The 22,561-nt window shown below is 69.7% G+C and carries 17 protein-coding genes; 9 read left to right on the top strand and 8 right to left on the bottom strand.

Annotated features, from left to right (window positions below; genetic code table 11):
• Window positions 1-62: 62 nt before the first annotated feature.
• The 3 genes from AB0H42_RS24565 to AB0H42_RS24555 all read left to right on the top strand — a co-directional run bounded on the left by AB0H42_RS24565 (window position 63) and on the right by AB0H42_RS24555 (window position 5,587).
• Entirely contained in the window at window positions 63-1,703 is a 1,641-nt protein-coding gene (locus AB0H42_RS24565) for an ABC-F family ATP-binding cassette domain-containing protein (RefSeq protein ID WP_357059696.1), read from the top strand.
• Window positions 1,704-1,994: 291 nt separating this feature from the next.
• Window positions 1,995-4,454: an ATP-dependent helicase HrpB gene (hrpB, locus tag AB0H42_RS24560; protein WP_357059693.1), complete on the top strand. Its 2,460-nt coding sequence runs from the start codon at window positions 1,995-1,997 to the stop codon at window positions 4,452-4,454.
• 167 nt (window positions 4,455-4,621) lie between these two features.
• Window positions 4,622-5,587 carry a peptidase gene (locus AB0H42_RS24555; RefSeq protein ID WP_357059690.1) on the top strand — a complete coding sequence of 322 codons (966 nt, stop codon included), beginning with the start codon at window positions 4,622-4,624 and terminating at the stop codon, window positions 5,585-5,587.
• A 52-nt stretch (window positions 5,588-5,639) separates the two neighbouring features.
• Here the strand turns inward: AB0H42_RS24555 and AB0H42_RS24550 are convergent, their stop codons facing one another.
• From AB0H42_RS24550 to AB0H42_RS24535, 4 genes are read right to left on the bottom strand one after another with little or no spacing between them, the layout of a single operon-like run.
• Window positions 5,640-6,602: an ABC transporter substrate-binding protein gene (locus AB0H42_RS24550; protein ID WP_357059688.1), complete on the bottom strand. Its 963-nt coding sequence runs from the start codon at window positions 6,600-6,602 to the stop codon at window positions 5,640-5,642.
• 18 nt (window positions 6,603-6,620) lie between these two features.
• The gene (locus tag AB0H42_RS24545) at window positions 6,621-7,391 is read right to left on the bottom strand and encodes an ABC transporter ATP-binding protein (protein WP_357059685.1); all 771 of its coding nucleotides are present in this window, start codon (window positions 7,389-7,391) and stop codon (window positions 6,621-6,623) included.
• A 1-nt stretch (window position 7,392) separates the two neighbouring features.
• On the bottom strand, window positions 7,393-8,247 hold the full coding sequence (locus tag AB0H42_RS24540) for an ABC transporter permease (protein WP_357059683.1): 855 nt from the start codon (window positions 8,245-8,247) through the stop codon (window positions 7,393-7,395).
• A complete protein-coding gene (locus AB0H42_RS24535) occupies window positions 8,244-9,575 on the bottom strand; it encodes an aryl-sulfate sulfotransferase (RefSeq protein WP_357059681.1) in 1,332 nt (443 codons plus the stop codon). The genes AB0H42_RS24540 and AB0H42_RS24535 overlap by 4 nt, the downstream gene beginning before the upstream one ends.
• A gap of 159 nt (window positions 9,576-9,734) precedes the next feature.
• Here AB0H42_RS24535 and AB0H42_RS24530 point away from each other — a divergent pair, with 159 nt between their 5' ends.
• Window positions 9,735-10,778: a LacI family DNA-binding transcriptional regulator gene (locus AB0H42_RS24530; protein ID WP_357059678.1), complete on the top strand. Its 1,044-nt coding sequence runs from the start codon at window positions 9,735-9,737 to the stop codon at window positions 10,776-10,778.
• On the opposite strand, the gene AB0H42_RS24525 is transcribed toward AB0H42_RS24530, so the two are convergent.
• The 3 genes from AB0H42_RS24525 to AB0H42_RS24515 all read right to left on the bottom strand — a co-directional run bounded on the left by AB0H42_RS24525 (window position 10,759) and on the right by AB0H42_RS24515 (window position 15,251).
• Complete coding sequence (locus AB0H42_RS24525) at window positions 10,759-11,964, bottom strand: glycoside hydrolase family 76 protein (protein ID WP_357059675.1); 1,206 nt, start codon at window positions 11,962-11,964, stop codon at window positions 10,759-10,761. The two genes, AB0H42_RS24530 and AB0H42_RS24525, sit on opposite strands and share 20 nt — an antisense overlap.
• A 500-nt stretch (window positions 11,965-12,464) precedes the next feature.
• A complete protein-coding gene (locus tag AB0H42_RS24520) occupies window positions 12,465-14,066 on the bottom strand; it encodes an MFS transporter (protein ID WP_357059672.1) in 1,602 nt (533 codons plus the stop codon).
• Between the two features lie 552 nt (window positions 14,067-14,618).
• Window positions 14,619-15,251, bottom strand: a complete 633-nt coding sequence (locus tag AB0H42_RS24515; RefSeq protein WP_357059670.1) for a TetR/AcrR family transcriptional regulator — start codon at window positions 15,249-15,251, stop codon at window positions 14,619-14,621.
• A 187-nt stretch (window positions 15,252-15,438) separates the two neighbouring features.
• On the opposite strand from AB0H42_RS24515, the gene AB0H42_RS24510 reads away from it, so the two are divergent.
• Window positions 15,439-17,694, top strand: a complete 2,256-nt coding sequence (locus AB0H42_RS24510) for an MMPL family transporter (RefSeq protein ID WP_357059668.1) — start codon at window positions 15,439-15,441, stop codon at window positions 17,692-17,694.
• Between the two features lie 169 nt (window positions 17,695-17,863).
• Window positions 17,864-18,712 (top strand): LLM class F420-dependent oxidoreductase, encoded by an 849-nt coding sequence (locus AB0H42_RS24505; protein ID WP_357059665.1) that lies wholly within the window; start codon window positions 17,864-17,866, stop codon window positions 18,710-18,712.
• A 235-nt stretch (window positions 18,713-18,947) separates the two neighbouring features.
• Here AB0H42_RS24505 and AB0H42_RS24500 read toward each other — a convergent pair whose 3' ends face one another.
• Window positions 18,948-19,820, bottom strand: coding sequence for a TIGR03619 family F420-dependent LLM class oxidoreductase (locus AB0H42_RS24500; RefSeq protein ID WP_357059663.1), 873 nt, complete (start codon window positions 19,818-19,820; stop codon window positions 18,948-18,950).
• A 56-nt stretch (window positions 19,821-19,876) separates the two neighbouring features.
• On the opposite strand from AB0H42_RS24500, the gene AB0H42_RS24495 reads away from it, so the two are divergent.
• From AB0H42_RS24495 to AB0H42_RS24485, 3 genes are all read left to right on the top strand, one after another.
• Window positions 19,877-20,551 (top strand): hypothetical protein, encoded by a 675-nt coding sequence (locus AB0H42_RS24495; RefSeq protein ID WP_357059661.1) that lies wholly within the window; start codon window positions 19,877-19,879, stop codon window positions 20,549-20,551.
• 141 nt (window positions 20,552-20,692) lie between these two features.
• The gene (locus tag AB0H42_RS24490) at window positions 20,693-21,478 is read left to right on the top strand and encodes an enoyl-CoA hydratase-related protein (protein ID WP_357059659.1); all 786 of its coding nucleotides are present in this window, start codon (window positions 20,693-20,695) and stop codon (window positions 21,476-21,478) included.
• Window positions 21,479-21,498: 20 nt separating this feature from the next.
• A complete protein-coding gene (locus tag AB0H42_RS24485; RefSeq protein WP_357059657.1) occupies window positions 21,499-22,479 on the top strand; it encodes an ABC transporter substrate-binding protein in 981 nt (326 codons plus the stop codon).
• Window positions 22,480-22,561 lie beyond the last annotated feature (82 nt).

Raw genomic sequence — 22,561 nt, 5'->3', positions numbered from 1 at the left:
ACCCGGCACCGCGACGGCGGGCGCCCGAAGGGCCGCGCGGGCGGGCGGGCAGAATAGGCTCGGTGAGCGCAACCTTGCAGGCCAGCGGACTGTCGGCCGGACACGCCGAACGCACCCTGTTCGCCGACCTCGACTTCACTCTCGCACCCGGCGACGTGGTCGGCCTGGTCGGCGTCAACGGCGCCGGCAAATCCACGCTGTTGCGCATGCTCGCCGACGGCGCCCCGGACGAGGGCGCGATCACCCTGAGCCCGCCGGATGCCACCGTCGGCTATCTGGCGCAGGAACCCGAACGGATCGACGGCGAAACCGTGCTCGGATTCCTCGCTCGCCGCACCGGCGTCGCGGATGCTCAGCGGGTCATGGACGCGGCCGCCGAACGCCTCGGCGAGAGTGGCGCCGACGACTACTCCCCCGCTCTCGAACGCTGGCTCGCGCTCGGCGGAGCCGACCTCGAGCAGCGCGCCGCGGAGATCGCCGCCGAACTCGGGCTAACCGGAAACCTCGTAGGCGGATTGGATACGCCGATGACCGGCCTGTCCGGCGGGCAGGCGGCCCGCGTCGGTCTCGCCTCGGTGCTGCTGTCGCGCTTCGATATCCTGCTGCTCGACGAACCCACCAACGACCTCGATCTGGACGGCCTCGAACGCCTCGAACGTTTCGTCACCGGGGTCCGGACCCCGCTCATGATCATCAGCCACGACCGGGAATTCCTGACCCGCACCGTGAACAGCGTGCTCGAACTCGATCTCGCCCAGCAGCAGATCGGCTTCTACGACGGCGGCTACGACGCCTACCTGGCCGAGCGCGAGATCGCGCGCCGGCACTCCCGCGAGGCCTACGACGAATACGCGGCGACCCGAACCGGACTGGAAGCCCGGGCGCAGATGCAACGCAACTGGCTGGAACACGGTGTGCGCAACGCACGCCGCAAGAGCAAGAACGACTCCGACAAGGCCGGCCGCAAAACCCGCGCCGAATCCACCGAGAAGCAAGCCGCCAAGGCCCGCCAGACGCAACGGCGTATCGAACGGCTCGACGTGGTGGAGGAACCGCGTAAGGAGTGGGAGCTGCAGATGACGATCGCGACCGCGCCGCGCAGCGGTACCGTCGTCGCGACAGCCGGTGCTGCCACCGTCACGCGTGGTGAGTTCACGCTCGGGCCGGTGACCACCCGCATCGACTGGGCCGACCGGATCGTCGTCTCCGGCGCGAACGGCTCCGGCAAATCCACTCTGCTGGCCCTGTTGCTCGGTAAGCTCGCCCCCGAAACAGGTACGGCGGCATTGGGTTCCGGTGTGCGGATCGGCGAGGTCGACCAGGCACGTGGCCTGTTCCGCGGGGACGCCACGCTCGCGGCGACCTTCGGCGCGGCGATGCCCGAATGGCCGGATGCCGAGGTGCGCACTCTGCTCGCCAAGTTCGGTCTGCGCGGCCCGCACGTCAACCGCGCCTGCGACACCCTGTCCCCCGGTGAGCGCACCCGGGCCGCGCTGGCACTGCTCCAGGCCCGCGGCGTGAATCTGCTCGTCCTGGACGAGCCGACCAACCATCTCGATCTGCCCGCCATCGAACAGCTCGAGCAGGCCGTGGACTCCTTCGCCGGCACACTCCTGCTGGTGACGCACGACCGGCGGATGCTGGACTCGGTGCGTGCGACCCGGCGCTGGCACCTGGCCGGCGGGCAGCTCGTCGAGGAGTAGGTGGATCAGAGCGGCCCCGGCACCGTCCTCAGCGTCGTATGGGTTCGTCGATCAGTTCGGACGGGGCCTCCCCCGACGCGAACGCGGCCACCGGCCGAGTAGGAGAAGTCGAATTGCTTCCGCTGAGTAAATACACTGTGCCCCCTTCGAGACACAGGACGCGGACGGTGCCCGCCGTGGGGGTCGGACATGCGGGCGTTGCCGGCGGCGCAACCTCCAGGATCAGTGGTTTTTCGTGCGGCCCGGTGGTGGATACCACGGATCCGAGTCGATGCCGCAGACTGACCGGTGATGGAACTGCCCGCACTCCCCGACCTACCGATTCGTGACGTTCTCGATCATGTCGTCGAGACGTTGACCGAACGCGGGACCGCCGTGCTGGTCGCGCCGCCGGGAACCGGGAAGACGACCCTGGTCCCCTTGGCGCTGGCGCAGCGTGCCGCCGGGCGGGTGCTCGTGGCCGAGCCACGACGGTTGGCGGCGCGGGCCGCGGCCGGGCGGATGGCGGCGCTGCTGGGCGAGCAGGTGGGTGACACCGTCGGCTACTCGGTCCGGGGGGATCGACGAGTAGGGCGGCAGACCCGCATCGAGGTCGTCACGTCCGGATTGCTGGTACGCCGGTTGCAGGACGATCCCGAGTTGACGGGGGTCGAGACGGTCGTGCTCGACGAGTGTCATGAACGGCATCTCGACGCGGATCTGCTGCTGGCGCTGCTGCTGGACGCCCGGGCCGGATTGCGACCGGATCTGCGGGTGCTCGCGACCTCGGCAACCGTGGCCGCCGAACGTCTTTCGATACTCCTGAACGGGAACCACGCGGCGCCGGTCGTGCAGGTCCGGGGCCGCACCCATCCGGTGGACACGACCTATCTTCCGTCGTTGCCACGGGAGCGGATCGAAGCACACGTCGCGCGCGCCACCCGGGCCGCGCTGGCCGCGACCGCGGGCGATGTACTGGTCTTCCTCCCCGGTGCGGCCGAAATACGCCGGGTGACAGCGCTTCTGGGCGGGCTGGACGATGTCGATGTCGTGCCGTTGCACGGCAGACTCTCCGCGACGGCGCAGGACACGGCGTTACGGCCCGGGCTCCGGCGGCGGGTGGTACTGGCCACCGCGGTGGCGGAGTCGAGTCTGACGGTGCCGGGAGTGCGGGCGGTGGTGGATTCGGGACTCGCCCGCGCCCCACGTATCGATCGAGCACGGGGGCTGTCCGGCCTTGCCACCGTGCGGGTCTCGGCGGCAGTGGCCGAGCAGCGAGCCGGGCGGGCCGGGCGGGAGGCTCCCGGGCGCGTATGGCGATGCTGGCCCGAATACGAGCACGGCACCCTGCCGGCCTATCCGGAACCGGAGATCCGGACAGCGGATCTGACGCGATTGGCGCTGGAGCTGGCGTGCTGGGGCACGAGCGACGGACAGGGCCTCACCTGGTGGGATGCGCCACCGTCCGGCGGATTGACAGCCGGCCGGGAGGTACTGCGCGCCTTGGGGGCCGTCGGCACCGACGGTGCGGTGACCGACCGTGGGCGGCGCATGGCCCGGATCGGACTGCATCCCCGGCTGGCGCGGGCGTTACTCGACGGCGCGGCCGTGGTCGGGCCGCGGGCGGCCGCGGAGGTCGTCACCGTCCTCGACGACGACACCCACCTGTCCGGGGTCGATCTCACGGCCGGTCTGCGGATGCTACGCCGCGAGCGGCCGGCGCGCTGGCGTCGGGAGGTGGAGCGGCTCGCCCGCTCGGTCGAGGGGCCGGAGGGGGACGACGATCCGGCACTCATCGTCGCGCTGGCCCACCCGGAACGGCTGGCCCGGCGGCGCGGCGCGGGTTCGAGCAGTTATCTCATGGCCGGCGGTACCGCGGTGACGCTGCCGCCCGGCGCCGGAACAGGCGATGCCGAGTGGTTGGCGATCGGTGTCGCGACGCGCGATCCCGGTCGAGCCGAGGGCGTCGTCCGGTTGGCCGCGGTCGCCGATGAACAGTTGGCCCGCCGAGCCGCATCGAACCTGCTGACCACCGTCGACGAGATAGATTGGACCGAGGGCGATGTGGTCGCGCGACGTATCGAGCGGCTGGGCGCGATCATCTTGTCGGCCACCGCCATTTCCGACCCCGACCCCGAACTGCTCGGCGCGGCGATACGGCGCGGGCTGAACTCGACCGGTCCCGGTCTCCTGTCCTGGAATGCCGAGGCGATCGCCCTACGTCAGCGCCTCGACTTCCTGCACCGCACACTCGGCGCCCCCTGGCCGCCGGTCGACGACGAGTCACTGCTCGCCGCCGCGGGCAGCTGGCTCGGCCCCGAACTCGCCGCCGCCCGCCGTCGCGCCGACCTCGAACGGATTGACGCCGGCCAGGCGCTGCGTCGCCTGCTGCCCTGGCCGGAGGCCACCCGCATGGACGAGCTGGCTCCGGAACGGATCGAGGTCCCTTCCGGCAGCCGCCCCCGGCTCGACTACTCGGCCGACCCGCCGGTACTCGCGGTCAAGGTGCAGGAAGTCTTCGGCTGGACGGACACGCCACGCCTGGCCGACGGCCGGGTGCCCATCGTGCTGCATCTGCTCTCCCCTGCCCAGCGCCCGATCGCGGTGACCGCGGATCTCACCTCGTTCTGGCGGACCGGCTGGCCCGGGGTCCGCGCCGATCTGCGCGGCCGCTACCCCAAACATGCCTGGCCGGAAGACCCGGCCACCGTGCCCGCCCACCGGGGCACCGCCCGCAATGCCGGGCGTGACCGGCCGGGACCTTCGCGCTGAATTCACGCTCCGGCCGCCGGCACGGCCCCGCCGGCCCTCGCTCTCCGGTTACGCCGCCGGCGGCGACCGGCCGAAGGCAGCGGGGTGATTGCGCCGTGATTGCCGGTACGCGCAGACTTGGGTCCGGGCAACGGTCCGGCTCAGCGCGCACCGGGAGGTCAGGGGTTGTGAGTATCCATCGCACGCTCACGCTCGTCGCAGCCGTGTTGCTCGCCGTGGCGGGCTGCGATGACGATACCGGCACCCGGACCGGTGACGCGGGAGCTCCGGTGGCGCCCACCCCGCCGCCGGAGTTCTGGTCGGAATCCGCCGCCACGCCGCAGCGGCATGCGGCCGTCGCCGAGGCGACCCGGCAGATCGACGTCTGCGCGCTGATCCCCCGCGAAACCCTCGATGGGCTGGGTCTCGGCGATATCCAGAGCGTCACCGTCGGCCTGTACTCGTGCCGGGCCGCCCTCGACTCCGCGGCCGCAAGTGAAGCCGCCACGCTCACCTGGCATTCGACCCTGCTGCCCACCCTCACCCCGGACCGCGGCCGCAGCGAACAACTCGGCGATGTGAGCACCCTGGTCGTCCCCGGCCGGGACGACGATCCACGGACCTGCGGCGCCACCGGCCGCTTCCCGGCAGGCGCCGCGTTCTACCTCAGCGTCTCGGCTCCGGATCGTGATTCGTGCGCGGTCGCCGACAGTTTGCTCCCCGGCATGATCGAGCGCTGGCGGCAGTCACCGGCCCAGGGCACCTCACCCGATACCGTGCCCACGGTGCTGCTCGGCGCCGACCCGTGCGCGGTGCGCACGGAACTGACCGGCACCGCCGATACCGATGAGCGCCGACTGAACCAATGCCTGTTCCGGTACCGGGACGAAACCGTCACGGTGGTGTACGACTACCGCGTTCCCGACCAGTTACGGACCCGCAGCACCGAGGAGAAGATCGACGACCGCGTCGTATTCCGCTCCACCTCGCTCTACGACAGCAGTATCCCGATCTACTCGACGGGTGTCGGACCCGAATTGCCTTCCGGCAGTACTGTTTTCGGCTCGCGCGTTCCGGTGGTCGAGGTCACCTCGGCCACCGATGACGTCGCCCGCGAGGTGATGTCGAAGGTTGTGACACTCTTTCCGCAGTGAGGAGTCCCGGCGGCCCGCCCTTCGTGCGTCGTACGCGCGGGCCGCTCCGGGTCTACTGCGTCCGCGGCAGGAATTGGTCGTCCAGGAGTCCCGCGTAGTCGGGGAGCGAGGTTCCGGCGGCGATCGAGCCCTGGGTCCCGGCCCAGATACCGAGTTCGGTCAGCTTCGGGGCGAGATCCGGGTTCAGTTGCAGCGTGAAGTCGAATTGCGACAGGACGTCCCGCAGCAGTTCGGGATCGAGTTGGGTCGCGGCGGCCACGGCGGCGACGGCGGTATCGGAAATCTTCTCGAGTTCGGCGCCCGCGTCGTCGAGCGCGGCGAAGAAGGAGGTGATGGCGGGGCTCTTCGCCGCGATCGCTCCCTGGGTGGCGAGGTAGAGGCTGTGCTGGCTGTAACTGCCGCCGGCGAGTTCGACGGCATCGGCGCCCAGAGCCTGGACGACCTGCGCCTGATAGGGCTGGAAGATCGATACGGCGTCGACATTGCGCTGGGTGGCGGCGGTGACCGTCGCCGACGGGGAGACCTGTACCAGGTTCGCCGCCACCGCGTGCTGTGCCAGCGTATCGGCCGCGAAGTAGGCGGCGCTCGTACCGAGCGGGGTGCCGATCGACTTGCCCGCCAGATCCTCGACGCGCTGGATACCCGCGCTCCGGCGGGCGACTATCCGTGACCCCTCCCAGCGCGCGCCGTCACCGACCACGCGCAAGGACGGGGAGCGCGTCAGTACGGCCGAGGTCGGGACATCGGCGGCGGTGGCGATATCGACCTGGCCGGCGGAGACGGCCTGCAGCGCCTCGATACCGGAGGGGAAGTTCACGACCTGAACCTGCACGCCGTGTCTGTCGAAGTACCCTCCGTCCACGGCGACGGGAATCTGCGCCCACGACGGGTCGACGACGAAACCGACGGTGAGGGTATCGGCGTCGCCGCCGGAGTCCCCGCAGGCGACGACGGACAGCGACAATGCGACGGCCGTGAGGGTGGCGGCCAGCAGGCGCCCGAGACGAATCTTCACGATGATGCGGCTTCTCTTTCAGTGACGGACCGAGGGGGCATCGTGGTCGATGCCCAGTTCGTGGTGCAGTGCCCGGCGGATTTCGCTGTATCCGCCTTGTTCGGCGAGCGTGTCGGCGGGGCGCGGCCGGGTGAGTGGGTTGGTGAGCTGTTCGACGATGCGGCCGTCGCGCAGCACGCCGACCGTGTCGGCCAGCCGGATCGCCTCATCGATGTCGTGGGTGACGAAGACGACGGTGCGGTGCAGCCGGGTCCACAAGTCGATGACCAGATCCTGCATTTTCAGGCGGGTCAGTGCGTCGAGCGCGGCGAACGGCTCGTCCATCAGCATCACGGCCGGTTCGCCCGCGAGCATCCGCGCGATGCTGACCCGCTGCCGCATCCCGCCGGAGAGCTCATTGGGCCGGCGCCTGCCCACCTCGGGTGCGAGCTCCACGAGGTCGAGAAGTTCGGGGATGCGGGCACGACGACGGCGGGCATCCACCGCACCGGCCCGCAGCGCGAAATCGATATTGTCGGCCACACTCATCCACGGGAAGAGGACATCGCGCTGGAATGCCATACCCCGGCGCGGCCCCGGCGCGACAACGGCCTCGCCGTTGTCGGTGACCGTACCGGCGGTGGGAGTGATCAGCCCGGCGAGACAGTGCAGCAGGGTGGATTTCCCGCTGCCCGAGGCGCCGACGAGGACGGCGAAGGAGCCGTCCGGGATCGTCAGGTTCACCCGGTCCAGGGTGGGCGCCGGTTGCCCGGGGAAGTGGACGACCAGGTCGTGGGTTTCGATCGTCATCTCAATGCTCCTCGGCGGCCCAGCGCGTCACCGGCGCCGTGACCGCGGCGATCGCGAGATCGCACAGGGCTCCGATGATTCCCAGGATGATCAGGCAGGCGATGAGCCGGTCCGCCTGGGAGAACAGCTGTGCCTGGTAGATGCGGTAGCCGATACCCGCGGTGGTACCGGTCATCTCGGCCACGACGATGAGAACGAACGCCATGGCCGCGCCCACCCGGAGCCCGGAGGCGATATCGGGGGCCGCTTCGGGAAGCACGATCCGGGTCAGGATCTGTCCGCGGCCGGCCCCCAGGCAGCGTGCGGCCCGCAGGTAGTCCGCGGGCGTACTCGTCAGTCCCGCATGACTGTTGATCCAGACCGGCACGAAGACGCCGAGCGCGATGACGAGCGTCTTACTGCTCTCCCCGAGACCGAACCAGAGAATTGCCAACGGGACGAGACCGATGGTCGGAATCGGTGCCAGCAACCGCAGTACCGGTTGCAGCAGATTACGGCCCACCACCGTGGTCGCGGTGAGCACCGCGGCCACGATCCCGGCCGCCGCGCCGAGGACGAATCCGGCGAACGCCCGCCGCAGACTGGCGACGATATCCGCGGCCAGCAGCCCGTCGGTCCAGAGCGTCCGGGCGGCGGCCAGGATCTCGGGGACGCTGGGGAAAAGTTCGCGTGGGAACTCGCCACTGGCCACGACCAGGCTCCATACGATCGCGGCCACCCCGAGCCCGGCGATCGCCCAGCCGAGCGCTCCGAACCGGGTGAGCCACGCGGGAACTCTCCGCACGTACCCGGCCCGGCCCACCGGGGCTGCCGGTGCCGCGTTCCCGGCGGGCGCCGGGGTCAGCCGGGTGGTCATATCGTCGCGCTTCCCCGGCCGGGCGCCCCGACGGCGCGGGCCGGAGTACGCGGTGTACCGGCCGGGACCCACTCGAAGGGCACCCACTGTGCCCGGTAGACCAGCGGGGTGCGGGTGAGCCGGTCGACCCCGGGGACCCGTGGCGTTTTCACCTCGGGTTCGCCCGCGACGCCGTAACCCTCGTACGGGCTGTGGTACTCCCACACCACCTCACCGTTCGGGGTCACCTGGAACAGCCGTCCCTGCATACCCTCGGTGACGAGCGTATTACCGCCCGGCAGCCGCTGCGCGTTGCTGACGAACGAGCTGAAGAACGTCCACGACGGCAGCCCGGAATCCTCGGCGGTGTACTGCCAGACGATCTGCTCGGTCCGCGGATCGACCTCGAGCACCCGCGAACCCGCGTAGATGCCGAGTGCGGCCGGCGGGTACCCCGCACCGCCCTGGTTGTCGAAGATCAGGATATTGCCGGCGCCGGGTAGACCCGCGGCGATCATGTGCGGATTGTGCTGGCCGGAGATCTGGTCCAGCGGCCGCGGCACCTTGTGCGCGTTGATCCGCTGGTGCTGGGCCCCCGGGGTTTCGCCGAAATAGGGGCCGAGCTTCCAGACCACGGCACCGGAGGCCTTGTCGATCAGCGCGACGATATTGGCCTTGCGGAAGCTGACCAGGACGTTGTCCGGATGGAAGACCGTATCCGGATCGTCGTCGTGCCACCGGTTGGGGCCCAGTGATTTCGCGCTGTTCATCTCGAGGTAGCCCCACGGGTCCTCGGGGTCCCGGGCCGCCGTCTCGCGCAGAGCTTCGAAACCGCTCTCGGAGAACCCGAACTCGGGCAGGTGATCACCGGCCAGCCACTGCCAGACGATCTCGCCGCGTTCGTCCACCTCGAACAGGCCCTGGTCACCGACGGTCGAGTCACCGAGATCGGGCACCACCCGCGGCACGGTGACCAGCAGCAGCCGGTTTCCGTTCGGCAGCAGCTCCCAGTCGTGGTTCTGGCGGGCCGCGCCGCCGGGGGCCTGCGTTCCCCATTCCCAGCGGCGGTCGCCGGACCAGTCGAGCTGGCCGACGGAGCCGTTGGCGTAGATTCCGCCGCGGGCATCACCGCTGTCGGAGAGCTGGACTCCGATATCGCCGAGCCGGCCGCCGGTGAGTGCGGGGTCGAGGAGGCGCGGCGGCACACCGGCGAACGGCCAGTCGCGCACGACGGTGCCGTTGAGATCGATGAGCCGGGTGACCGAATCGGCGCCGGTGAAGAGAACGTAACCGTCCCGGGCGTTCTCGGGGTCGCAGTAGGTCACGCCCGCCGGTCGTGTGTATGCCATGTCGTCCAGTTCACCTATCGCTCATTACGCCCGAGGGTCGTGCTCGGCACCGTTCTAATCGTTTAGCGTAGGAACAGCGCGCCGGCGGGCACAGTGTAAGAATCGGAATGAACGAAACCCTCCGGCACAGGTGTGCGCGGCAATGAGACTGGACCGATCGTGAGCCCGAAACGCCCTACTCTCACCGATGTCGCCAAGCGCGCCGGTACCTCCACCGCGGTGGTCAGCTATGTCATGAACGACGGGCCCCGCCCGGTCTCGGACCGGCTCCGTGCCCGAGTCCTCGCCGCCGCGGACGAACTCGACTACCGTCCCGACCGCTTTGCCCGGGCACTGCGCCGGCCGCGGCGGTGGCGGCAGATCGGACTACTGGTCCCGGATATGACGATGCCGCTGTACGGCGCGTTCGCCGGGCGGATCGAGATCGAAGCGCGGGCGCGGGACCATCTCACGATGATGGGCAATACCGGTTTCGCCCCGGAGCGCGAACTCGAATTCGCCACAGCCTTCACCGATGTCGGGATCGACGGCCTCGTCGTCGTCGGCGCGGTCGACGCCACCGGCACCGGCGAGATCTGCGCCCGGGCGCGGGTCCCCGTGGTCTGGGTGCACAACAGCCGCGGCGGTACCGAGGTACCGGTCGTCGGCGGTGACCACGTCGGCGCCGGCCGGCTCGCCGCCGGCCATCTCCTCGACGTACACCGGTGCGAGAACCTCGTCTTCGTAGGCGGTTTCACCGCCGAGAAGGTGCGCCACGGTGATCGCGAAACCGTCGCGCAGCGATTCCAGGGTTTCGCCGCCGCTCTCGGCGGCCACGGCGACGCCATCCACACCGACCTGACCGCCGCCAGTGCGTACACCGCGGTCGGCACCTATCTACGCGGATGCCCGGAGCCCCCGCAGGGCATGGTGGTCGGCACCAGCGCCCAATCCGCCGCCGCGATGCGCGCGGTCACCGACGCCGGACTGCGCATACCGGAGGATGTACGAATCGTCGGATTCGACGGCGCGACCGCCGACCATTTCGGGCAGATCACGCTCACCTCGGTGCGCCAGCCGGTCGACCGCATCACCCGTCGTGCCCTCGCCCGCCTACTCGACCCACCGGACGGCGATCGTGGCATCGAGCGATCCGGCCCGATGGAGGTCGCCCTCGGCGTCGGCGAATCCTGCGGCTGCGAACTCAATATCCCGCGGCGGTGAGCCGGTAATCGGCTTCGAACAGCATCCACCCGCTCAGCTGCACCGAGAGATCCCGGCTCAGATTCGCCGCGGAAGCAGCGGAGAAGTCCGTGAGCTGAGGAAATGCCCCGGGCTGCTCGGGCACCGTCACCGCGCGGGTCCAATCCGCGCCGAACAGTGGCAGCCCCTCCACCTCTGCCCGATGATCCCAGGCCGCCCGCGCGGACGCGTGCACGATGGCCGCGGCGGTGGTGTCGCCCAGGGACAGTGCGGCCACCGCGAGATATCGGGCGAGGATCCCCATGAACAGGCCGGTATCGCCCTCGGCGGCCGCGACGATCACCCCGGCGTCCGTGAGCCCGGCCTCGGCCGCGGCGACCAGCGCCGCCACCCGGCGGCGACGCCCGGCCGCGCCGGTGCGGACGGCCAGCTCGGTTTCCAGGCCGATAGCGACGCCCTGGCAGTAGGTGTGCACGGTCTTGTCCACACGTCCACCGGGTTCGTGGACACCGTCGAGGACCAGTCCGCTATGAGTGTCGCGCAACCGGGTGTACAGGAAATCGGCGAGTCGACCGGCCTGGGGCAGCGAGCCCAGACGCGCCAGCGCGATACCGGCCGGACCGTTCGTGGGGGCGTTGTAGTAGTCGGCACCGAACCGCCACGGCAACGCACCGACAGCCGGGTTCCAGCCCTCGATCAGGGCGGCCCGCAGTTCCCCGACCGCGTCGCCGAACCGGATACCGAGCAACCGGTCGGCCCGTTCGAGCGCCAGCGCCAGCCACGCCATATCGTCGTAGTACCGGTTGGTCCAGCCGGTGATATTGCGGGCGCGGATACCACGCGCGAGGGAAGCGACCCGGTCGACGCGTTCGGGGGTGCGGGCACGGTACGCGGCGTCCGCCGCGCAGTCGAGCAACTGAGCTTGCCACCAATAGTGCCACCGGACGAGCGACCGCTCCGGTAACGAACCCGGCCAGGTGAGCGCGCCCAGACGCATACGCGGCAGCCCCCACAGGGCGCGCACGTGCCGCGTCACGATCGCCCGCTCGGCCAGCTCCGCCCGCTGTTCGGCCGTTCCGGGACCGGCGGACACGGTGCGCGTGATCGGCCCCGCCTGTATCGGCTGGGCCAATACGGTGAGTGCGATCCCGGCGCCGGCCGCACACAACACGCTGCGCCGGCTGATCTCCGTGTTCCGGCGATCCATCCGCCCGGACTCCCTCGCTGAACAACGATCCTCGGAGCTGGAAAACCGTGCGATGAAAGTCTAACCCCGGCACGACCCCGCCGGCACGGCGTCGAATACCCGCACAACGGCGCACCGGCCGGACATCTCGGGCCGGCGCCCGCGGCCACCGAACGCTCGACCCGGACCCCGCTCGGGCCGTCGACGACATCACAGCGTGTGCTGACCGAGATCTACTTGTGGGCGGCCGGGATCGATCGAATCGTGCGCACACAGGTGCCGCCGACGTGAATTGCGGCGGCGCGCGCGGAGGCCGTCGTGCAGCGCGACTCGGAGCCCCGGCGTGTGGGTGGGCCGCCGGTTCGCGCCCCTGGATCGGTGGGCAGCTGGAAGGCGTGCTTGTCAGCGCTCACATGCTGCCGCGGCCGCCGGAGCCGTAGGCCAGGTAGCGGTGGGCCCGCACCGCGGTACCGGTCAGGGCGAGAGCGGGCGACAGGTCCCGCTGTCCGAATGTCGGGGTGTCAGATCAGCCCGGGCGTGGCGCCTGGCGCCGCGGGCGGTGCGTCGGGTTCGCGCATCATCCGGAACGAGTTCAGCAGTCCGAGCAGTCCGGCCAGAATCGGCACGAACAGCGCCGCCTGCAGCGCGAGGGGCCGCGCGTCGACGTTTATCCGGACGATCTCCTCGCGGATCGCCGAGGGCTGACCGGCGAGCAGCGACTCGAGTTGGGTGTTGCTCATGACTTCCGCGTCGTCCTCGAGAACCTGCGCGACGTGCTCCTGCTCGCCGGGTGGGAGCACGTCGCTCGACTTCGCCATCGCGGTGAAGGTGAGCGAGAGTGTGGCGAGCATGACGGCACCGGCGAACGCCAGACCGAACGAGAGCCCGAACGACCCGGCGGCGGAGTTGGTGCCCGCGGCTTCGCTGACCCGTTCCTCCGAGACCGGCGCGAGCGTGTAATTGTTCAGCTGCGAGACGAGCAGACCCAGGCCCGCGCCGGCGACGACGAGCGGCGCCAGCAGTGCCCACCCGAACTCCGCGCGGGGCACCAGCGGGACGAGCACCGCGACACCGACGGTGACGAGGACGAATCCCCACCGGATGATCGCCGCCGGCCGCCGGGTGCCTGCCTTCTTCCCCGCGAGCAGCGCGACGGCGAACATGCTCAGCGACAGCGGAGCGAGGGACAGTCCCGCCTGCATCGCGTTGTATTCGAGCACCATCTGCAGGTAGATCGGCAGTGCGATCATCGTGCCACCCAGGGCGATCTGCTGGAGCATCTGCCCCGTGACCCCGAGCCGGAATACTGCGGACCGGAAGAGGTCCGGATCGATCAGTGTGGGTTCGTCCCGATGCTTCCGGCGGATCAACCAGTACGCGAGCCCGATCAACGCTGCCGCACCGACCAGCAGGAGGGCCGCGACGGCCTCGCCACCCTCCTGCCACACCAGGATTCCCAGCACAATCCCGCCCATGCCCACAACCGACAGCACGGCACCGACCGCATCCACTCCTCTCGCCCCCGTGTAGGGCACATCGCCGACGAGCCCGATACCGGACAGGACGACTACGATGATCACTACCTCGAGCGCGAACCCGACGCGCCACGACAGATAGGTCGTGAGGAATCCGCCGAGCAGTGGTCCCACGGCGGCGGCGATCGCGGCCGCTGCGCCGACGAGCGCATACACCTTCTCCTGCGTGGCCCCTTGGAAGTTGCCGTGCACCAGGGACTGCATGGCAGGCAACAGCAGGGACGCACCGATGCCGCCGACCACGGCCCACAGCACGATCACCGCGGTCAGACTCTGCGTGAACGTCATCGCGGCCGCACCGGTCGCGTAGCCGAGCAGTCCCAGCACATAAGCGCGTTTGCGACCGATCAGATCCCCGACTTTGCTGCCGATCAGGATGAAGGCCGCCGACACCAACGCCTCCAGTGCGATCGTGGACTGCACACCGCTGACAGTGGTACCGAGGTCGCGCACCACCGCCGAGATCGACACGTTCATCAATGAGGTATCGACGACGAGGACGAACATCGCCATCGCCAGCAGGACCGCCAGCAGTCGGCGCTTACCGGACCACTGATCGGCACCTCCGGAAACAGCTCCGTCGACCATGGCAGTCCCACCACCTCGCTCGTCGTGAACCGGTGGCAACCCGGTCCGGGCCAATCCACTGCTGAGGCCAGAGAGTAAGCCATTCGAGACCCCCGCGCCCGCAGCCGCGAACTGTTCGGCGGGCCTGCCGCGGCTACCCGAACTCGGGCATGCCAGTAGCTCTCGACTGCTCGGATTCGGACGATGTCCGGCCACTCGACCGCTCCACACACCGGGATCAGATGGCGAAGGCGCCGTCCGGAACCTCCGCAGCGGCAGCGCGGCGACCGGCCGAGTCCGCGAGCAGGACGGCGAATCCGTCCAGATGCCGCGCGAGTCCATAGTCGAACAGCCCGTCGAGATCCGCGGTCGAGGTCCCCGCATGCTCACCGCCATCCGGGTGCCACCGACTTCTACTTCGACAGAGTGCTCCAGGTCGAGGTGGACACCCGGTCCGGGCAGCGGACGGTGCTGCTCGGGGACGCCGGTTACCGCGCGTCGCCGATGTCCGGTATCGGCACCGGCCTCGCACTCGTCGGCCCGGCGCACCGGCCGCGGTGGCCGGAACGCGGCTCACGACTCGGGCTCACCCGGGAGGGACTCGGCCGCGGAGGGCTCGGCGCGCAGCGCGGCCAGTGCGAGCCGGGCATAGCGACGCCAGATATCGGGATCCCGGATATCGAGATCGATCAGGGCGCGCGCAGCGCCGGAGACCAGAACCTGGATATCCATTCCGGAGGCGTCCGCGCGCAGGCTGCCCTGCGCGCGCCCCAGCGCCAGGATCTGCTCCAGATGCCGTTCCAGGCGTTCGTCGCCGAACCCTTCGACCCCGCTGAGGACCTCGATCATCAGCCGGTCCTCGGCCAGCCGGGTGGTGACCTGTTCCAGCAGCGCCTCGAGCGCGCGGTAGGCATCGGTGCGCGCCGCGCCGGCCGCGTCGGTGGCGAGCTGGTGGAACCAGTCGAGGTGCATCCGCGCCAGCGCGCGCACCAGGTCGGACTTGGTCGGATAACTGCGGTAGACGGTCGCCTTGCCCACGCCGGCGCGCGCGGCCACCTGCGGGATGGTGGCCCCGATGCCGTACTCGGTGAACACCTCGATCGCCGCGGTCAGCACGCGTTCGTGATTCTGCCGGGCATCGGCCCGCCGCCCGGCCCAGCTCTCGGCGTCGTCGGTGCTCGTCGCGTCCCGCTCGGAAGTCGGCATGGTGGTCATCGTGCCGCCTGCGCGCCCGCTGGACGCGCCCGTTCGAACTGAGACCCACATCTCATCGCGGGGGTCGAGGTGAGTTGCTCCACATTCGCCTCCCTGAAGTGGACCCTCGGGTCCGGTTGCTCCTACCCTCGAGCATAACCGGACTATATGGTCCACATAATCACTTGGAGGAGCACGCATGGCGTGGCAGTTGTTCCGGCTCGGCCGATGGTCGTTCGTCCACCGCAGGGTGGTAGCGGCCGTCTGGGTGGCGCTGCTGGCCGTTCTGGCGGTCGGGGCGGTGACATTGTCGGGGAAGACCAGCGAGAAGTTCGAGCTGCCCGGTATCGAGTCCACGCAGGCATTCGCACTCATCGAGGAACGCAGTCCGCAGGCGAAACCCGACGGCGCGACCGCGCGGGTGGTGTTCGAAGCGCCCGCGGGCCGGTCACTGACCGAATCCGGCTACAGCTCGGCGATCACCACCGCACTGCGCGGGTTGACCACCGAGAATGTGCAATCGGTGACCGACCCGGTCACCGGGGGCACCCTCTCCGAGGACGGCCGGGTCGGCTACGCCGCGGTCAGCTATAGCAAGACATCCAACGAACTCCTCGAGTCCGACCGGACCGCGCTGGAAAACGCCGCGCACGCCGCGCAGGACGCGGGGCTGCATGTCGCCGTCGGCGGTGACGCGCTCACCGAATTCGAGATGCCGCTGGCCGAGGTGATCGGTGTCGCGGTCGCGCTGGTGGTGCTGGCGATCACCTTCGGATCGCTGGTGGCCGCGGGCATGCCGCTGCTGACCGCGCTGGTCGGGGTCGGAATCGGGATGCTCGCCATCACCACGCTCACCGGATTCGTCGAACTCAGCTCGGTGACCCCGGCACTGGGCACCATGCTCGGACTGGCGGTCGGCATCGACTACGCGCTGTTCATCATGTCCCGGTATCAGAGCGAGGTCCGCGCGGGCCGCTCACTGGAGGAGGCCGCCGGGCGGGCGGTCGGTACCGCGGGCTCCGCGGTGGTCTTCGCCGGACTGACTGTCGTCATCGCCCTGGCCGGTCTGGCCGTGTGCAATATCGGGTTCCTCACCCAAATGGGTCTGGGCGGCGCGTTCACCGTCGCGATCGCCGTGCTCATCTCGCTCACCCTGCTCCCGGCCATCCTCGGCTTCGCCGGCGACAAGGTCATGCGCGGACGCCCGCGCTACCTGGCGAAGGAAACCGGCGGCGCGGAGTTCCGCACCCACGGTCGCCGCTGGGTGGAGGGGATCTTCCGGCGTAAATGGCTTGCGCTGGCCGGCGGTATCGCTCTCGCCGCCGTGGCCGCCCTCCCGATGGCGTCCATGCAGCTGGCGCTGCCCGACGATTCCAGCAAGCCGGCCGGAAGCGACGCCCGGGTGGCCTACGACCTGATCGCCGATAATTTCGGCGCCGGCGCCAACGGTCCGCTCGTCGTGGTCGTCGACACCGCGAACGCCCCCGATCCGGCCGCGGCCGTGCAGACGGCCACCGACCACCTGCAGGCGCTGGCCGCGCGGGCGGGCTCGGATATCGCCACCGTCGTCCCGGCGGTCACCAGCGCCGCCCCGCAGGCCCAGCAGGCCTTCACCCAGCAACTCACGACCGTCCGGTTCGCCACCCTCACGGTGATCCCCGACTCCGGCCCCTCGGACCAGGCCACCAAGGATCTCGTCGCCGAGATCCGCGCCGCCGTCGCCGATCTGCCCGCCGAGACCGGCGCCCGCGCACTGGTCACCGGTCAAACCGCCGTCGGGGTCGATATCGCCAACAAATTGACCCAGGTGTTCCCGATCTACCTCGCCGTGGTGGCGGGGCTGGCGATCTTCCTGCTGATCGCGGTGTTCCGCTCGATCTGGGTGCCGATCAAGGCGGCGCTGGGCTTCCTGCTCTCGGTCGGCGTCTCGCTCGGCGCCACCGTCGCGGTCTTCCAATGGGGCTGGCTGAACCAGCTCATCGGCCTCGACAGCACCGGCCCGGTCCTGTTCATCCTGCCGATCCTGTTGACCGGCATTCTGTTCGGTCTCGCCATGGACTACGAGGTATTCCTGGTCAGCCGGATGCGCGAGGCCTACGTCCACGGAGCCCCGGCCCGCCGCGCCGTGCTCGAGGGGTTCACCCACAGCGCCCGCGTGGTGGTCGCCGCCGCGATCATCATGGTCGGCGTCTTCGCCGGGTTCGCGCTCACCGACGATGTCATCCTCAAGACCATCGGTTTCGCACTCGCGGTCGGTGTGCTGGCCGATGCCTTCCTGGTGCGCATGCTCATCGTGCCCGCGTTCATGTTGATCGTGGGCGAGCGGATCTGGTGGATGCCGAAGTGGCTGGCGCCGCTCGTGCCCACCCTCGATATCGAGGGCGAGAAACTCACCGAACGCCTCGACGGAGCCTCCGGTGAGCCGGCCGGAGAACGGGTGCTGGCCGCCCACTGATCCGGCCCGGCCGCGCGCTGATCCATTGCCCGACCGGCCGGATCGGCCTGCTCGCCGAAAAGCTCCGGCTGCCGCGGTCGCCTGGGACGAGGCGACCGCGGTCCGGGTACGTTTCGGACACCGCGATTCGGTTTGACCTGGAGTGCACTCCAACTTCTAGCCTGTGGTCATGCGATTCGCGTTCAAGACCTCACCGCAGGACACCACCTGGGCCGATATGCTGGCCGTCTGGCGGGCCGCCGACGATATCGAAATCTACGAATCCGGATGGACATTCGACCACTTCTATCCGATCTTCTCCGATTCCACCGGGCCGTGCCTGGAGGGCTGGACCACGCTGACCGCACTGGCCCAGGCCACCGAACGCCTGCGGCTCGGCACCATGGTGACAGGTGCGCACTACCGGCATCCCGCGGTGCTGGCCAATATGGCCGCCTCGCTCGACATCATCTCCGGCGGTCGTCTGGAACTCGGGATCGGCGCCGGCTGGAACGAGGAGGAATCCGGCGCCTATGGCATCCCACTCGGCACCATCACCGAGCGCATGGACCGGTTCGAGGAGGCCTGCCAGGTACTCGTCGGGCTACTGAGTCAGGAGACCACCGATTTCGACGGCAAGTTCTACCAGCTGACCGGCGCTCGTAACGAACCCAAGGGCCCGCAGCGCCCGCATCCGCCGATCTGCATCGGCGGCAACGGTGAGAAGCGCACGCTCCGGATCACCGCCCGCTACGCGCAGCACTGGAATTTCGTCAACGGCACCACCGCGGAATTCGCGCGCAAACGCGATGTCCTGGCGGCGCACTGCGCCGATATCGGCCGCGATCCGAAAGAGATCCTGCTCTCGGCGCAGCGACGGCTCGACCCCGGTCTCGGCTACGCAGAGCTGATCGAGTGGGCGGCCGCGCTGGGTGCCGAAGGGCTGGATCTCGCGATCGTCTACCTGCCGCCGCCGCACGATCCGGCGGTGCTGGAGCCGCTGGCCGAGGCCATCCGGGATTCCGGGCTCGCGTCGTGAACCGGTCCCGGGCGGCTCGCGCCCGTATCTGCTGAACAGTTGTGCGCCGTGGGGGCGCGTCCGCGGAGTGATCGAGGGGTGCGGTGCCCGTGGGTCCGGCCGGAGAGCGCGAACGGGTGTTCGGCGACGGCCGCCACCGCTGTACAGCCGAGCGACCGATCGACGTTCCGCCGACGGCACGGCACCCGCCTCGTCGCGACCGGCGGTCGGATCGCTCGATGCGACCCGGGCGCGCTCAGGTGGTGCGGGCGATGACCTGCTCGGCGAACCGGGACAGGTTGGCGATCTTGGTGTCCAGGCTCTCGGTATCATGCTCGCGGGTGTAGGGGTTGCGGAAGCCGACGATCACATCGGTGACGCCCTTGTCCTCGAGACGCTGCACACCATCCACGGTGAAACCGTCCAGCGAGATGACGTGCACCTCGAAATCGTCGCGCGTTCCGTATTCCGCGCGCAACGCGTCGAGTTCGGCGAGCAGCCGGTCCAGTTCCGCCGGATCGCCGCCGGCGTGCATCCAGCCGTCACCGTGCCGGGCGGCCCGGCGCAGCGCGGGACGGCTGTGCCCGCCGATGAGCAGCGGAATCGGTTCGGTGGGCACCGGCGCGATCTTGATCGGCGGCAGGTCGTAGAACTCGCCGTGGAATTCGAAATAGCCGCCGGTGGTGAGCCCGCGGACGATCTCGAGACATTCGTCCATGCGCTTTCCGCGCTTGTCGAACGGCACGTCGAAGATCTCGAAATCATCGGGCCAGGGGCTGATCCCGACACCCAGTCCGAGCCGGTTGCCGCTCAGTGCCGCCACCGACGCCGCCTGCTTGGCCACCAGGACCGGCGGACGGATCGGCAACTTCAGGACGAACGGGGTGAACCGCAGGGTGGTGGTGGCCGCGGCCAGGGCGGCGGCCAGCACGAAGGTCTCGACGAAGGGCTTGTCCTCCAGAAAATCCCGGCTGCCGTCCGGAGTGTAGGGGTAGGTGGCATCGGAGTCGCGCGGATAGGCGATGCTGTCGGCCAGCACCATCGAGGTGTACCCGGCCGCCTCGGCGGCCTGCGCCAAGGGGATGTAGTAGGACGGGTCGGTCATGGTCTCGGCGTAGGTGAACCGCATAATCGGCCTTTCTGCTGATCGGTCGGGTGAAGTAGAACACGTGCTAGTTTTTCGCGATGGCAAAACTGATCATCGCGCTGCACGGCACCGGCCTCGGCGCCCGGCTCGCCGCGCCGGAACTCCGCAACGCCCTGGCCACCGCGGGGGCGACCGCCGTCGCGCTGAACCTCGACGACGCCGAGGTGGCACCCGCGATGATGCGCTTCGGCCCCGCGGCGCCGATCACCGCGCTGGTCTCGGTGTGGACCGACGGCGACCCCACCGCCGCTCTCGACGTGGTGTCCGACGTGGCGGAGGAACCCGCCCCGCACGCCTATCGGGTCCGCGAGCATGTGCGCCTGGACCCGCTGCCGGTACCCGACGGCACCCGCAGCGACGCCCTGGCCAATATCGCGCTGCTCCGCCGGCCCGCGTCGATGCCCCGGGCGGAATACCTGCGGTACTGGCTGGTCCACCACACCCCGATCGCGATCCGCACCCAGAACACCGTGGCCTATATCCAGAACGTCGTCGAGGAGGCGCTCACCCCGTCGGCACCGGATATCGCGGCCGTCGTCGAGGAACATTTCCCCATGGCGGCGCTGACCGACCCGCACGCGTTCTACGGCAGCGGCGGCGACAAAACCGAACTCGACCGCCGGATCACCGAGCTGATGGCCAGCGTCGCCCGCTTCGGCGCGGACACCGGGCTCGACCTGGTGCCCACCAGCCGTTACCACTGGAATCTCTGAGAACACGGCTCTGTGGCCGCCGCCGGCGCTGTCCGGGTTCGCTCACCGGACCCGCGACCGTGCCCGGGAAAACGCTGATCGTCGATACTCGAACCCTCCCGCGGTTCGACGAACCAGCCAGACCATCGCATCGGAGCCGGTATGACCCCTGCCAGCAGCCCGCAACACGTCCGTGTGTCCGTCCGGGACGCAGTGGCCACCGTCGTCCTGGATCGTCCGCCCGCCAATGCCTTCGATCCCGGCCTCATCGCCGAACTGCGCACGACCCTGGAACCGCTCGCGACGGACCCCGAGGTGCGGTGCCTGGTCCTGCGCGGGACCGGCCGGTTCTTCGTCGCCGGCGCCGATATCCGGGTGATGCGTGACCTGACCGAGGAAACGCAGCGGGCGATGCGGCCGTGGGTCGATATCGCGCGGCTGCTGGAAACCGCGCCCAAACCGGCGCTGGCGGCGATCAACGGTCATGCACTCGGCGGCGGCGCGGAACTGACCCTGGCCTGCGATATGCGGGTGATGACCGAATCGGCGACCATCGGCTTCCCCGAGATCGACCTCGGCCTGTTCCCCGGCGCGGGCGGCAGTCAGCGCCTGCCCCGGCTGCTCGGCGCGCACCGGGCGAAATTGCTCATGATCGAGGGCAGCCGGCTACCCGCCGCGGCGGCACTGCGCATCGGGCTGGTGGACGAAGTCGTCGCGGACGCGCGCTTCGACGACCGGATCGACGAACTCGCCGCCGCCCTCGCCGCCAAACCGACCCGGACCGTCGGGCTGCTCAAACGGATTGTCGAGCAGGGCCGCGACCTCCCCCTCGACGACGCACTGGACCTGGAGTTCGGCGCCGTCCTCGAACTCATCCGCACCGGCGACGCGGCCGAAGGGCTGCAGGCGTTCCTCGACAAACGCGCCCCGTCGTTCAGCGGACATTGAACCGGCCCGAAGGAGTCATGATGAAATCACGGAACTGGCGGCGCGGGATCGTCGCCGTTGCCACGCTCGCCACGGTGGCCCTGGCGGGAACGGCCTGTACCAGGCCCGCGACCCAGCAGTCCGGCGAGTCCGGGGCGATCCGTATCTCGGTCGGCGTGGATCCCTCCTACGCACCGTTCTTCCTCGCCGAGCAGGAGGGCATGTTCGAAGCGGCCGGTCTCGATGTCCGGATCGTGCAGACCGAGGGCGGCGCGGCCTCGGCCCAGAACGTGGTCGCGGGGACCTCCGAGATGTCCGGTAACGCCGACTCCACCGCGCTGACCGTGATGGCCGCCAACCCGAGTCTGCGCGCCCTCGGGGTGTACGAGGAGTCGACGCGGTACTTCCAGGTGGTGGTGCGCGAGGGAATCGATCCGAAGTCCATCCGCAAGGTCGGCGTGTTTCCCGGGATCGGCCTCTACTTCACCGATCTCTATTTGATGAGCCTCGGAGTGGATCCGGCCACCGTCGAACACGTCACCACCGGCCCGCCCGAGCAGCCCGCGCTGCTGGGCCGCGGCGATATCGACGCGTTCGTCTCGTTCGATCCCTGGGTCGGGCAGGCGGTCGAAGGCGGCGGCCGGGTGGTGGCCACCAGCGGCGATTTCGGCGCCAAGTACACGCAGTGGCTGATGGCGACCGACGGGTGGCTGGCGGCCAACGAGAAGGTCGCGGCCGAGGTTTTCGAGGTGCTGGCCGATGCGGCGGCCATCGTCGACGCCGATCCCGACCGCGCCGCGCGGGCGGTATCCGCCTCGATCCGGCTGGATCCGGCCGAGGCGCGGCGCACGGTGGACCAGATCGATTTCGGCGCGCGCGACTTCACCGACGAGGACATCGCCCGGGCCGAGGATCTGGTCACGTTCTTCCGGGCGCAGGGCAAGATCGGCGGCTCCGTGGACACCGGCCTGGTATTGCGCCGGGGCTGGCTGAACGAGCACGTCCTGGGCGCGCCCGCCTGAGATCGCCACCCGGTTCGTCCGGTTTCCAGATGGCGCACGGTGGACGCAGAAACGGTGGGGTACTGGACGACCGCGACCTGGC

It is taken from the genome of Nocardia sp. NPDC050799 (assembly GCF_040654015.1).
Taxonomy (GTDB): domain Bacteria; phylum Actinomycetota; class Actinomycetes; order Mycobacteriales; family Mycobacteriaceae; genus Nocardia.
Note: the sequence above shows the minus strand (reverse complement) of the source record. Positions and strands in the feature narration are given on the sequence as shown.